Source organism: Lentilactobacillus buchneri, assembly GCF_018314255.1.
In the GTDB taxonomy this organism is placed as follows: domain Bacteria; phylum Bacillota; class Bacilli; order Lactobacillales; family Lactobacillaceae; genus Lentilactobacillus; species Lentilactobacillus buchneri.
Genome location: NZ_CP073066.1, coordinates 1713859 through 1726615 on the forward strand (window position 1 = coordinate 1713859; position 12757 = coordinate 1726615).

Annotated in this window: 14 protein-coding genes; 10 read left to right on the plus strand and 4 right to left on the minus strand. The window is 45.5% G+C overall.

All coding sequences use genetic code 11. The features are described 5' to 3' along the window. Positions 1 to 62: 62 nt before the first annotated feature. Positions 63 to 491 carry a hypothetical protein gene (locus tag KE627_RS08040; RefSeq protein ID WP_013727261.1) on the minus strand — a complete coding sequence of 143 codons (429 nt, stop codon included), beginning with the start codon at positions 489 to 491 and terminating at the stop codon, positions 63 to 65. Between the two features lie 424 nt (positions 492 to 915). Beyond that, positions 916 to 1539, minus strand: a complete 624-nt coding sequence (locus KE627_RS08045) for a LysM peptidoglycan-binding domain-containing protein (protein WP_013727262.1) — start codon at positions 1537 to 1539, stop codon at positions 916 to 918. Positions 1540 to 2050: 511 nt separating this feature from the next. On the opposite strand from KE627_RS08045, the gene KE627_RS08050 reads away from it, so the two are divergent. The 8 genes from KE627_RS08050 to KE627_RS08085 all read left to right on the plus strand — a co-directional run bounded on the left by KE627_RS08050 (position 2051) and on the right by KE627_RS08085 (position 9896). Continuing rightward, entirely contained in the window at positions 2051 to 2665 is a 615-nt protein-coding gene (locus KE627_RS08050; protein WP_225424175.1) for a hypothetical protein, read from the plus strand. A 13-nt stretch (positions 2666 to 2678) separates the two neighbouring features. Next, on the plus strand, positions 2679 to 3350 hold the full coding sequence (locus KE627_RS08055) for a Crp/Fnr family transcriptional regulator (RefSeq protein ID WP_013727264.1): 672 nt from the start codon (positions 2679 to 2681) through the stop codon (positions 3348 to 3350). 122 nt (positions 3351 to 3472) lie between these two features. Then, positions 3473 to 5083 carry a xylulokinase gene (locus KE627_RS08060; protein WP_013727265.1) on the plus strand — a complete coding sequence of 537 codons (1611 nt, stop codon included), beginning with the start codon at positions 3473 to 3475 and terminating at the stop codon, positions 5081 to 5083. Positions 5084 to 5095: 12 nt separating this feature from the next. Continuing rightward, positions 5096 to 5824 carry an L-ribulose-5-phosphate 4-epimerase gene (locus KE627_RS08065; RefSeq protein WP_013727266.1) on the plus strand — a complete coding sequence of 243 codons (729 nt, stop codon included), beginning with the start codon at positions 5096 to 5098 and terminating at the stop codon, positions 5822 to 5824. Between the two features lie 236 nt (positions 5825 to 6060). Then, complete coding sequence (locus KE627_RS08070) at positions 6061 to 6795, plus strand: glycosyltransferase family 2 protein (RefSeq protein WP_013727267.1); 735 nt, start codon at positions 6061 to 6063, stop codon at positions 6793 to 6795. 96 nt (positions 6796 to 6891) lie between these two features. Next, a complete protein-coding gene (locus KE627_RS08075) occupies positions 6892 to 8196 on the plus strand; it encodes a D-alanyl-D-alanine carboxypeptidase family protein (protein ID WP_056938725.1) in 1305 nt (434 codons plus the stop codon). A 93-nt stretch (positions 8197 to 8289) separates the two neighbouring features. After that, positions 8290 to 9150 (plus strand): metallophosphoesterase family protein, encoded by an 861-nt coding sequence (locus KE627_RS08080; protein WP_225424174.1) that lies wholly within the window; start codon positions 8290 to 8292, stop codon positions 9148 to 9150. Between the two features lie 83 nt (positions 9151 to 9233). Continuing rightward, a complete protein-coding gene (locus tag KE627_RS08085; protein ID WP_013727270.1) occupies positions 9234 to 9896 on the plus strand; it encodes a YoaK family protein in 663 nt (220 codons plus the stop codon). 1 nt (position 9897) lies between these two features. Here KE627_RS08085 and KE627_RS08090 read toward each other — a convergent pair whose 3' ends face one another. Beyond that, a complete protein-coding gene (locus KE627_RS08090; RefSeq protein WP_013727271.1) occupies positions 9898 to 10431 on the minus strand; it encodes a GNAT family N-acetyltransferase in 534 nt (177 codons plus the stop codon). A 61-nt stretch (positions 10432 to 10492) separates the two neighbouring features. On the opposite strand from KE627_RS08090, the gene KE627_RS08095 reads away from it, so the two are divergent. Together KE627_RS08095 and KE627_RS08100 are read left to right on the plus strand one after the other, a co-directional pair. Further along, positions 10493 to 11638, plus strand: a complete 1146-nt coding sequence (locus KE627_RS08095; protein WP_013727272.1) for a hypothetical protein — start codon at positions 10493 to 10495, stop codon at positions 11636 to 11638. 16 nt (positions 11639 to 11654) lie between these two features. After that, complete coding sequence (locus tag KE627_RS08100; protein WP_013727273.1) at positions 11655 to 12287, plus strand: DNA alkylation repair protein; 633 nt, start codon at positions 11655 to 11657, stop codon at positions 12285 to 12287. Between the two features lie 170 nt (positions 12288 to 12457). Here KE627_RS08100 and KE627_RS08105 read toward each other — a convergent pair whose 3' ends face one another. Continuing rightward, a complete protein-coding gene (locus tag KE627_RS08105; protein ID WP_013727274.1) occupies positions 12458 to 12646 on the minus strand; it encodes a hypothetical protein in 189 nt (62 codons plus the stop codon). Between the last annotated feature and the right edge of the window lie 111 nt (positions 12647 to 12757).

Sequence of the window (12757 nt, forward strand, 5' to 3'; positions counted from 1 at the left end):
GGAATATTTTAAACACGTCACACACGATCTTTTCCGGCAAACAACGTGCGTGACGTGACTAGTTACTTTGGTGATGTTAATGTTGTCTGCCAAACACTTACCAGGACCCAGCAAGCAAATGGCATGGCACTGAGGAACAGTCCAATAAAGATTAATCCAGGGGCGTCGCCGGACTTGGCCCAGATGTAGGCAAACGTCAGACTGGTGGTGGCGATGCTTACAGTGATAATGCCAAGCAGCCACCGCAAACGATGAACAGCAAGCACCACTTGTTGGGGCCGTTGAATGAGCCGCCAGAGAATGACGATGCCGAAGATAGTACAGCCAAGAACCACCCAGCCGCCACCTAGGACCAGGATTAACGCCAAGTTGATCTTGGTGGTTAAGACCAGGAGGACTGTTGCCCAGATGCCCACTGTTAAGAGTGCGAGGCACAGCAATGCCAAGCTGGCGTGCAGAAGTTGATGGCTTTGGTTAGGGTTAGATTTCATTTTGAAGACCTCCTATGTTTTGAGTTTAGGCGATTTTTGGTGGGGGAGGTTGGTTGTTGGGTGATCTTTGGAAAAACGTAAATAGGTATGTGGATGAAAAAATACCAGCTGGGCCTTCTTTTTGGAGGCTTTGCTGGTACTTTTGGTTGTTGTTTGATGATGTTTTTCTGTTATCTAGTGGAAACGTGCTCCGAGGGCCTGACCCTAACTTCTAAGTAAGCTTTGGTCAAAACCCAAGTTCAGGGTTTTAACCAAAGCTCACTTAGAAAACGGGTCACCCAGCCCTCGTCGCACTCTGATTGAAATGTGCTCCGATGACCCTGACCCCTAACATGTAAAACAAGGATTGTATCGATGAACAAAATGCGTTCATCAATACAATCCTTGCTTTACATACCGGGGTCAACCCGGGTCTCGTCGCACTCTATGGCATTACCAAGTCATAATGATTTCCCACGATCGCTGTCCCGCGGTCATGGACCACGCCTTCACCAAGTGGTGTTTGGACATGGGTGCCGAATGGGACGTCTGATGGGGCTGCCACGATTAAGTAGCCGTCTGCATCGTAGCCGCCATGATTGGTGGTGCCATCCGCGAATGCTGCGCCTGTGTAGTACGTCCACTTTTTACCATCTTGGTAAATCACACCTTGTGATTGGAAAGCTGCCGGTGTTGTGGTTGCACTGCTGGTTGCGTCATTGGTTGAGTTGTCCGACCCTGATTGGGAAGTGACGACAGCTGCATGAGCGGAACCCTTTTTGATTGAAGTTGATGTCTTGAAATGTTTTTTGTTAACTTTCTTAACGGTCGTTTTCTTAGCAGATTTGCCAATTTCAAGTTTTTGACCGACCATGATCAAGTTCTTGTCAGCAATTTTGTTTTGCTTAACAAGCGTGTCAACGCTGGAGTTGTGCTTAGCAGCAATTTCAGCCAAAGTGTCGCCGGATTTAACGGTGTAAGTACTTGCGCTGGCAGCCACTCCGGTGAAACCTAAGAAACCAGCAACGACGGATAATGTTAATAGACTCTTTTTGATTGTAATAACCACCTTTTAGATTACTGTGTCTAGAATTACGTTCACGATTGAAATGAAAGCCCGACTTCCAAAATTGATAAAATGATTGCTTGAATGTTAATGTGTGTGTTCCGGAACACAACTTGGAAATGGTGAGTGAATTTTGGAAGATGATTGATTAGTAATGTGAACGTGGAACAATCAATCACGCAAGTATAATATCAGATCTGAACTAACCGTCAACCGCGATTACAAATAAGACAAAAGTATGACAATGAACGTCCGTGGTAATTCAGTAAATGAGGCAGCATGTTACAAACACGTTAAAGTTAAAAGAGACTGTTTCCCATTAAATGAATGTAATGATTGTGTAAATGGCGAATGAATACCTGTATATGCCAATTAATTTGAGTGGAGTGGTGAATGGCGGAACTTTTATATAATCATTAGGCGAATTTGAGGTTCGCCGGTATAATGAAATTAACAAGAAAAGTGAGTGGTGAACAAAATGGTTAAACAAGGCAGATTTGCCAGATCCAGTAAAATGAAGCAAATTAAAGCGATTCGCAAACGAATGCATCAACCGGCGGGACGGATAATTCACCCGGACCAATTTCAAGATTTTGTTTTGGTCCGTTATGGGCTGACGCTGAAGAAACGATTGACGGGGGTTGATAAAGAAACGGTTCAACGATTTATTCAGGAGTTGTTGGTGGTGACGCCGATTGATCAGACTTGGCAATTGAACCAGATTTTGCGGGACACGCTTCGAAGTATTGGCAACAAAGTCCCATATCAATTTTATCGAATTGTGACCAACAACTGGCCGGAGATTCAGCACTTCCTCCAGCGAGAAATTCCGGCGGTTCCATTGGCTAATCGGATCTTGGTGACCAATCCGGTTTCCGATAGTCAACTGCAGGAAATTGTCTCAGCCGAACTGGCGGGAAATACCATGATTGAAATGGTTCATGAGAATCCGGCAATGGAGAAAATGATTACCGACGAACCGTATACGACACTGCAGACAAATTTACTGAGTGATGGGAAAATTGATTGGCAAAAAGTTGCTGCTATTTTCACGCCCATTCATTTTGATCCCAATATTGCTGAAGATGCGGGTACGAAACAATGGCTGGAACAGTTAATCAAGGAATAGTGAGGTCATGACGATGGATTTACAGCAAGCATTAGAATGCGTTAATTTAGTACCGATGTTTCACTCGCTACCGGAAGAGCAAAAGACTGAGGTTGCCAAACTGGTGGTCCAGCATAATTATCCCAAGGGAACCATTATCTATCTGGCCGGCGACAAAGTCGGTCACTTCATGATCCTCGAAGCAGGCCAGGTTAAAATTTCTCAAGTGGCCGCCAACGGTAAGGAACAATTGTTGAAAGTCCTTCAACCGGGTGACTTTGATGGGGAGGCGGCTTTGTTTAACGGCGATCAGAGAAACGTGACGGCGACCGCCTTGGTGGACTCCAACGTCTGTCAAATTGAGCAGGGGGCCTTTCAAAAATTACTCCAGAAGAGTCCCCAACTCTCGGTGAGTCTGCTGGCAACTATGAGTCAGCAGATTAATAGCCTCCAGGAAGAAAAGACGCTTTCGTCTACGGCGGATATGGCCGGCAAACTGGCTAAGTACCTGGTTGAAACCGGTGCAGCCCTGGATGAAAATCCATTTAAACTTCCATTAAAGAAGAAAGATATTGCGACCTATTTAGGGACGACCCCGGAAACGATCAGTCGAACCTTCAAGCAGCTCACGAGCAAAGGGTTGATTGAAGCTAAAGGATCCCAGGTTAAAATTATCGATGAAGACGGCTTGGACATGTTAGTCTAAGCTTTTTCTTTTTAGTAAATATTTATTGCATAAATTTAGAAAAGAATTGATTTATACGTACGAATATTTTACAATGAGAGAGTAAACGAAAACTAAACGTAGCTACGTTGGAGGAAAAAACGATGGACGAAAGTCGAGTACGAAATGAAATTGTAAGCGGAAACATTTCGTTGGGAATTGAACTGGGATCAACTCGAATCAAAGCTGTTCTGGTTTCTGACGATTTCCAAACAATTGCTTCAGGCGATTATCTTTGGGAGAACGAATTAGATAACGGCATCTGGACTTACCCACTTGAAAAAGTTTGGGATGGCATTCAGACCAGTTATGCAAACCTGGCATTAGAAGTGCATGACAAATTCGGGGTTGATATCAAGAAAATTGGTTCGATTGGTGTCAGTGCCATGATGCATGGTTACATGGCATTTGATAAGAATGATGAAATCCTGGTACCGTTTAGAACTTGGCGGAACAACATTACCGGCGACGCTGCCGAAGCATTGACCAAGCTGTTCAACTTCAACATTCCAGAACGGTGGAGTATCGCTCATTTATACCAAGCTATTTTAAATGACGAAAAGCACGTTAAAGATGTTGACTTCATCACCACTCTTGCAGGATACGTTACCTGGAAGTTATCTGGCGAAAAGGTCATTGGAGTTGGGGATGCTTCAGGGATATTCCCAATTGACGAATCAACCGTCAACTACAATAAGGAAATGGCTGACAAGTTTAGTTCATTACCTGACGTTAAGAAATATCCGTGGAATCTACTCGACATTTTGCCAACTGTTTTACCTGCCGGCAAGAAAGCCGGTGAGCTGACTGATGAAGGTGCCAAATTGCTTGACCAAAGCGGCACCCTTCAAGGCGGCTCATTGATTGCGCCACCAGAAGGTGATGCGGGTACTGGAATGGTTGCTACCAACAGTGTCAAGAAGCGGACTGGTAACATTTCTGCCGGTACGTCAGCCTTCTCAATGGTTGTCCTTGATTCACCAATGAAGGCTGTTCATCGTGATATCGATATGGTAACGACACCAGATGGTGCACCGGTTGCCATGGTTCATACCAACAACAGTTCTTCAGACATCAACGCCTGGGTTGGCTTGTTTGGTGAATTTGCCAAAGCATTGGGTCTCCAATTGAAGCCGGATGACCTCTACGGCACGTTGTTTGCCGAATCTGTCAAGGGTGATCAAGATGCTGGTGGATTAGTCAACTTTGCATATCTTTCAGGCGAAAACATTACCAGAATGCCTGAAGGCCGACCATTGTTTGTTCGCAAGCCTGACAGCAAGCTCAACTTGGCCAACTTTATCAAAGAGCAGATTTATTCAGCCTTTGCCCCACTTAAAATTGGGATGGATATTTTGCTTCGAGAAGAACACATTAAGACCAATGTTTTGGTTGCACAGGGTGGGATCTTCAAGACCCCGGTTGTTGCCCAACAAGTCTTGGCCGATGCCCTGAATACCCCAATTGCCGTTATGGAAAATGCCGGTGAGGGTGGCCCTTGGGGAATGGCTGTCTTGGCACTCTTCTGTGTTAACCGTAAGAATGGCGAAGCTTTGGAAGATTACCTTGCCAACCGGGTCTTCAAAGACTCTACGACGGCAACGTTGTATCCTGAAGAGGCCAGTGTTCAAGGTTATGACAAGTTTATCGACAACTACAAGGCAGCCTTGCCTGTAGAAGCCGAAGCTGTTAAATCAATGAAAATGAAAAACTAGAGGTGCGAGAGAATGTTAGAAGATCTTAAAAAAGAAGTTTATGACGCTAATATGCGTTTACCCCAACTTGGTTTGGTAACGTTCACTTGGGGAAATGTTTCCGCAATCGACCGTGACAAGGGCTTATTCGTTATCAAGCCTTCCGGTGTTGAATACGACAAGATGAAGCCATCCGACATGGTGGTTGTTGATTTGGACGGTAAAGTTGTTGAAGGGGACATGAACCCATCAAGTGATACACCGACCCATACTTACTTGTACAATCATTTCCCAAATATTGGCGGCATTGTGCATACCCATTCCCCTTGGGCTGTGTCATTTGCTGCAGCTAAGATGGACATCCCAGCTGTCAGCACCACTCATGCCGACACTTTCTATGGCGACATCCCATGTGCCCCTGCTTTGACTAAGAAGCAGATTGAAGAAGCATACGAGTTAAACACTGGTAAAGTGATCGTTGATGAATTCGAACGTCGCGGTGTTGATCCTGACGCCGTTCCAGCTGTTTTGGTCAGCCAACACGGACCATTTGCCTGGGGCCCAACAGCTGATAAAGCGGTCTACAATGCCAAGGTATTGGAAGTTTCAGCTGAAATCAGTTATCACGCCTTACAATTAACCCGTGATGAAACCCATGTCCCACAATACTTGTTGGACAAGCATTACTACCGTAAGCACGGTAAGAATGCTTACTATGGTCAAAATAATGCTAAGTCAAAGTCACATGCTGAACATGAATAATCTGCTTTAACGAATAGGGCAGTTTATTAAGAAGAGAAAAGTCGAGACAAAACCATCCGTTTTGTCCCGACTTTTTTGTAGTCTTAATATCACTTGGCGGAATAGTGGGAAAATCAGCAGCTCCCAGAATAGAAACGCTGATTTTCCCACACTCATTTTTCAGCATGAGCAAACTATTTGCGTCGGCCTAACTTCAGCCTTATACTCACCAAAAAGCAATCTTGGAGGCGATTACATTGGCTGAGAATCCATTAATTACGATTTCCATTCCGGCGTACAACTTGGGATCATACTTGTCCAAGACTTTGGATAGTATTTTGAACCAAACTTATCAAAATTTTGAGGTCATTTTGGTAGATGATGCTTCAACTGACCACACCCCAGACACAATGGCCAAATATGCAGATAAAGACCAACGCATCCACACCCACTATTTTCAGTCGCATGAAGGGGTCTCAAAAGCCCGCAATTACGCGATTGATAACGCTAAAGGCGACATCATTGTCTTTGTCGATGGCGATGATTTATTGGAGCCGAAATATCTGGAAGTCATGGCCCGCGGGTTGGCTGATCCGTCGGTTGATTTAGTGGCCGTTGGCTACAACTGGGGCTGGCGTGGGGGCAGCGGCACTGGTGATCAGTTCCGCGAAGTTTCCAAGACCAACGCATATGCCTCAATCAATCGCCGAGGCGGCGATTTTGGCGGCTATACCTGGAATAAAGGATTCAAGATGTCGATTATTCGTGATCATCAAATTCAATTTGACGAATCGTTGGACTTGGCAGAAGATCTGCTGTTCACCGCGGATTATATTTTCGTGTCCCATCGTTTCCTATTCTACCCAGGGGCACTCTACACAAAAGTCAGTCGTTCCAATAGCATCATTCACTCTGCGACTTGGGAGATGCGGAGTAAAGAGCAGGTTGTTCGCAGACACATCGATGAAATGGCAAGAAAGATGCAGCCGTAAAATTTATGTAAAGATTGTGGATAAGCTTCCATTTAGCAGTCAGTTTGAGGTAATATAGCTTCATCTGAGGAAATCTATTTTTGGGGGTACTCTGGTTTGCCAAGTTTTACCAAATCTCGCCAGCAAAAATTAAATAAACTCATTTTGTTCATGATGACGCTTGTTTCGATCCTGACAATGAGCGCCATTAGTGTGTCCGCAAAGTCAGCCAATCAACAAAAGTTTCAGGCCAAAGAGGCCTATGTGATGGATGCAGAAACCGGGCAGGTTCTCTACCAAAAGAATGGGAGCACCAAACGGCCAATTGCCAGTCTGTCCAAGCTGATGACCCTTTATCTGACCAAAAAAGCAATTGATAATCACCAAATCACTTGGAACCAAAAAGTGCCGGTGGACGACCAACTTCGTCGAATGAGTAAAAGTTATGAAGTTGGCGGCTTTCGGATCAAGCGTTCCAAGGAATATACCATCCGCGATTTGTACAAAGCCGCATTGATTGCGTCGTCCAACCCTTCAGCGATCGCCTTGGGGAAATTAGTCGGTGGCGGCAATAACACTGAATTTATCAAAATGATGAACGAACAGGCGCACGCCTGGGGCATAGATGCCACTTTTGTCAGCAGTTCCGGCTTGGACAATACCGATTTGAGCAAGTATCATTACCAGGTTCCCCACACGACATCAAAAGCTCAGAACATGGTGAGCGCCAAAGCCATTTCGACGGTGGCTGCCAAGGTGCTGGAGATCTTCCCCACCATTACCCAATGGAGTAAGCAGCCCTCGATGAAGGTTGGTAACCAAGTGTTGGTTAATTCTAATCGCCTGCTGCCAGGCTCGGCATTTTATCACAAGAGTACTCATGTCGATGGGCTCAAGACTGGTTTTACCGTGAACGCCGGCCTCTGTATTACGGTGACGTACTGGCATGACGGTCGCCACTTGATTGCCACAATTATTGACAGTAACACACTGTATACTTCGATGAATAAGCTGATCTCGACGGTCAACCAGCAATATCAGCCCACCAAGGTCGCCTTAAAGTCGCATGCTTTCTCAATTGACGGCCATCAGTTGACCGCCACCCCTAAAGACCCTGAAGCAGTCATTTGGCAGCGCAAAGGGACCGATGGCTCGCATGTGACCAATTATTCAGCAACCAAAACGACGTTGCCGATTACCAAAGGCCAACTGGTTGGCAACGCGATCGTCAAACTGGCAGATAACTCCAGTACGGCGGTGGTGCCAATGCTGGCAGCGACTAGCATTAAGCAGCCAACTAAAAAAGTGAAACATGCGACTCACAAAACCTCGTTGCTCAAACGGATTTTTGGTTTTGTCGGCAGTATTTTTGGCGGCATTTATCGGCTGTTTGTGGATTTCGTGAAGTTTATGACGCCATAGTTTTTTCTGGCATCTCCTTAATAAAGGGGGTGCTTTTTGTTTTCCATGCCAAAGTTGACGTATGATAGGGGCAAATCCTTGGAGGCAGCCATCGTGAAAAATTATCGAATCGTTCAAATATCAGACACCCATTTAACACCACAGAATGCGCAACCTGCGAATAACCAGCAGATTGATCCGATGCTCAAGCTGATGCAGGTCTTTCATGACATCGAGGCAACTCAAGTTCACCCTGACATGATTGTAATCAGCGGTGACCTGATTCATGAAGGAAAAGCCGTAGATTATCGTCAATTCAAGAAGCTGGTCGACAGGGAACAAGCCCAATTTGGCGTGCCGATCCAAGTCCTACTGGGTAATCATGATCGCACGTCCGCCTTTTATACCGGCTATCTGGATAAACCAGTTCAGCCCCGATATTATTACAGTTTGTCAGATAACGGCTGGGATTTTTACTTTTTGGATACCAAATGCGGAGACTTGGAACCCGGCTACCTGGATGAGCAGCAGTTGCGCTGGCTGAAGGAGAAGCTGGGTGAATCCAATCGACCAGCCGTGATCTTTATGCATCACCCACTCCTGGGAGCACCCTTGGAAAATATGAAGTACAGTATTTTGCAAAATGGCGATCAATTGCAATCTATCCTAAAGGGCAGCCAAGTCAAAGCGATTTTCACCGGTCACGTGCATTTTGCCAATATGTTCATCAAAAATGGCATCTTAAATGTGTCAGCTGATTCCACCGCTTATCATATTAATTGTTCCAATTCTAAACGCCATCTAATTTCAGAAGGCACCGGCTATAACGTGATCACTTTGTCTGACCAACAAACGAGTGTCGAACAACGACCGTTATTGCTGGGAAATACGACCATCAAGGCCTTTAACATTCCGTCAACCGACTTCGTTAACCCCCAGATTGTTGCCCAGGAAATGAAACGGGTTTTCCGGTAAACTTTCAAGTGTTTTTAATAGTCTGATCGGCCATCCTGGCGTACACTAATACAGAATTTACCTTACAAAAAGGGGTGAGCTGTATGGATAAGCAACCAGTTGAACCAATTGGCCCATACGAAAGACTGCTAAGCGGGTCACTATTGGTTATGGCCGCAGGGGTGCTGGACTCGTACACCTATCTGCAGGATGGCGGCGTCTTCGCCGGCTTGCAGACGGGAAACTTAATTTTAACTGGATTGAGAATTGGCCGCGGCGATTACGCCAGCATCGGCCAAGCCTTGGTGTCATTGGTGATGTTTGCGGTTGGCGTTGCCATCATCCGGGTGATTCAGTACCATTATCCCAGTGAGCGGGCAGTGACACGCAAGCGGGTGACGTTAGCGTTTGAAATTTTAATTTTGGTCGTCGTGAGTTTGATTGCCGGCCGTGTATCCATTTTGGTCACAACTGGACTGTTGGCGTTGGCTGCAGCCTCCCAGCTGCAGGAATTCCGCCGGATGAAGAACGCCCCGTTTACGCCACTGATGATGACCGGCAACGTCCGCACCTTATCTGAAAGTGTCTTGGACTTTGTTGCCCAGGGGGATATGAAGGCACTCAAAAAAGCCGGTGACATTGTGACAATCATCGGCTCCTTCTTCATTGGGGCGCTGTTAAACGGCTATTTGATTCAGTTTTTCCATGGGCAGACCATTTTAATCGCTGCCGTTATTTTGCTGGCAACCATCTTGTTTGCCAAGTAAGTTATTCTGATTTGAGTTTTGAATACATGGCCACGTCATGGAATTGGCCGTTGTATAAGAGATATTCCTTTAAAATGCCATCTTCATGAAAGCCTCGTCGTGTTGCTACGGCGCGGCTTTTGTTGTTTTTAACATCGGCGATTAACTCCAGGCGATTTAACCCGAGTTCAGTGAAGGCAATTTGTTCCACATGGGCCAAGCAGAGCGTCATCACGCCCATTCCCTGGTATTGATTAGCCAGCCAGTAGCCGATTTGGGCCCGCTGATTTTCATGGCTGAATTCATGGAGGTCAATCATGCCGGCCGGCTCATTGTCGACCAGAATAATGGTGAACCAAAAATCACCATGAGCCATTTTTTCGATTCCGTATTGCAGAAATTTTTGCTCGTCACTGACTGCTACCATCCCTTTGGCCCATGGCAGCCACTCCGCCAGCTGCATGCGATTGCTGTTGATGAGATCCAAAATGCCGTTGGCATCAGTCGCTGCCGGTAATTTTAAGGAAATATGGTCGTTCACTTGATCAATAAACATAGAGTCCCTCCTCGTCAAACTGTTACAATTAAGTATAACCTTTTTGAGGGAGGAAGACTTGTTGAATGAAAGACGTACGTTGGAATTGCCTGACGCGCTAAAAGCACAGTTGGGCGTTAAATCTGGTGAGCACGTGGAGGTCCGTATCGGTGCTGATGAATTGAAAATTTCCACTCCTAAACCAGTGGAAGTCAAAAAACGGCGCTGGGGGATGATCATTTTAACCTTCGTAATGAGCTGCGTCTTTTTGGGCTACTTCATGGTCCGAAAAATCTATCAGGTTTCCCTGGTCGGTAGTGAATCAGTGGCGACAATGGTGTTACTATTGACGACACTCAGCGGCCTGATGAGTTTTATGGTCGTCTTCGTCCGGTTGAAACGGCAGTCTGGCTCGGCAGTCGAATCCGTTTCGTGGCGAAACCTGCCAACGGTCGCCCTGGCGTTTGCGTTGATCAGCTTCATGCTGATGGCGGGATTGTTTTGGATTGCCGGTCGACTGTTTAAGGGCGCCAGCTTTGATTTGGTGACCTCAACGGCATTATTTGCGCTGATGACCAGTGTTGAAATTCAAGCCATCAATAGTCTTGTTCCTCAGCTATCTTCACGCCTTTTGACCAACATCTTTATTGCCGTGATTGTCAGCGGGGTCATTTTGGCGATGATCAGTAATCAGAACTTGTATTGGTGGAAACACAACCTCAGCTTTTTGGGTACCAACAAAGCGGTTGATTCTTGGGAGTTTAACCTGGCACTATTTTTTTCGGGGTTAATTCTGTTGGCCCTGGTGGATTATTTATTTGCTTCTTTGAAACGAATCTTCCCTAAAAGCCGGCAGTTGCTGGTGTTAAGAATCTTATTGACTTTGCTGGCGATTGATTTGGGGATGGTTGGGGCTTTTCCCAACAACTTGGAAATCCATTCGCTGCATACTCGGCTGGCCGGCTATTTGATTTTCCTGATATTAGGACTGATTTTTGGTATTCGCTGGCTGCTGCCTGATATTTCCACCGATTTTCAGCACATCTCCTGGATGATTGCTGCAGCATTGCTGGCTGGCGAGATATTATTTCAGGTGGTTGGCTATTTGTCGCTGACAGCGTTTGAAATCATGGCGTTTTTACTGGCCTTTAGTTGGCTGGTGATGCTGTTTGAACGTTTGAACGACTATCTGGAGCCAATTCAGAATCAACGGTATGTCATTAAATAATTGTGAGGTTATTTTGATGTTTGAAATGAAAGCAAACAAGGCAAATCAGGCACCCATGGCAAGATATATGCGGAATCAGTTTCAATTTCTTGGCCTCAAAACACCACAGAGAAAAGCGGCCTCGAAAGCTTTTATCCAAGCTTCCAAAACCGTTCCTGTTGCTAAAATGATGGAAGAAATTGCTGAACTCTATGACCGTGACGAGCGTGAGTACCAGTACGTGGCGATTGATGTTGCTGATGCCAATGTGAAACGATTATCTTTTAAAGACGTCAAGACGTTAACTAAGTATATTCAGGTGAAATCCTGGTGGGATACAGTTGACACTTGGCGAAAAGTGTTTGGGGATTTCGTGGTATTGCATCCGGACGAAAAGCGGGCGGTCTTTGATTTGTTCTATCAGCACGACAACTTTTGGATGCGGCGAGTCGCCATTCTTTTGCAGTTGCTGGAAAAGGAGACGTTGGATACCGAGCTGCTGGCCAAAGCCATCGAATATGATATTGACACCGATGAGTTTTTTATTCAAAAGGCCATTGGTTGGGCATTGAGGAATTATAGTAAATTCAATCCTGCTTGGGTGCGTCGATTTGTGGCTGAGCATCATTTGTCGAAGTTGGCGGTTAGGGAAGGGACGAAGTATTTGTGACGGGTGTGGGTGTTTTTGAGATCATTCATTGTCGAGCGCCACTTTTACTTGGAATAAACGTGCTGCTTACGGCTGATCCCTGCCATTTAAACAAATTGGGCAATTATTCCAAAAGGAATAATTGCCCAATCCGCTTAAATTCTGGGATCAAAACGCCTAAAGCACCACTCTCAATGCTTAGAAGCCAAATGATGATCCGTCAATCTGAAACCAGTGACGACAATAATAGCTGCGACAAGGAATGAGGACAAGCCGAGGATCATGTTCGTAAAGCCGATGCTTGCCAAGATTGATGCAAAAATTGTACCAAACACTAAAGTTAACAAACCGATCAAAGTGATTTTTAAATTCTCATCCATGAGATCGCGCCCCCATACTATTAATTGTTGTAAAAATCGCAAGCAATTCTTTGTCAAATCAGTGGTTATAGTTAGTAGTCATTAGCAAATTGTTTGCGCTTTCTTTACAAC

What these genes read in the sequence shown, in the direction of transcription:
- KE627_RS08040 (WP_013727261.1), bottom strand. Translation starts at nt 491, where the DNA reads ATGAAATCTAACCCTAACCAAAGCCATCAACTTCTGCACGCCAGCTTG.
- KE627_RS08050 (WP_225424175.1), top strand. Translation starts at nt 2,051, where the DNA reads ATGAAGCAAATTAAAGCGATTCGCAAACGAATGCATCAACCGGCGGGA.
- KE627_RS08055 (WP_013727264.1), top strand. Translation starts at nt 2,679, where the DNA reads ATGGATTTACAGCAAGCATTAGAATGCGTTAATTTAGTACCGATGTTT.
- KE627_RS08060 (WP_013727265.1), top strand. Translation starts at nt 3,473, where the DNA reads ATGGACGAAAGTCGAGTACGAAATGAAATTGTAAGCGGAAACATTTCG.
- KE627_RS08065 (WP_013727266.1), top strand. Translation starts at nt 5,096, where the DNA reads ATGTTAGAAGATCTTAAAAAAGAAGTTTATGACGCTAATATGCGTTTA.
- KE627_RS08085 (WP_013727270.1), top strand. Translation starts at nt 9,234, where the DNA reads ATGGATAAGCAACCAGTTGAACCAATTGGCCCATACGAAAGACTGCTA.
- KE627_RS08090 (WP_013727271.1), bottom strand. Translation starts at nt 10,431, where the DNA reads ATGTTTATTGATCAAGTGAACGACCATATTTCCTTAAAATTACCGGCA.
- KE627_RS08100 (WP_013727273.1), top strand. Translation starts at nt 11,655, where the DNA reads ATGTTTGAAATGAAAGCAAACAAGGCAAATCAGGCACCCATGGCAAGA.
- KE627_RS08105 (WP_013727274.1), bottom strand. Translation starts at nt 12,646, where the DNA reads ATGGATGAGAATTTAAAAATCACTTTGATCGGTTTGTTAACTTTAGTG.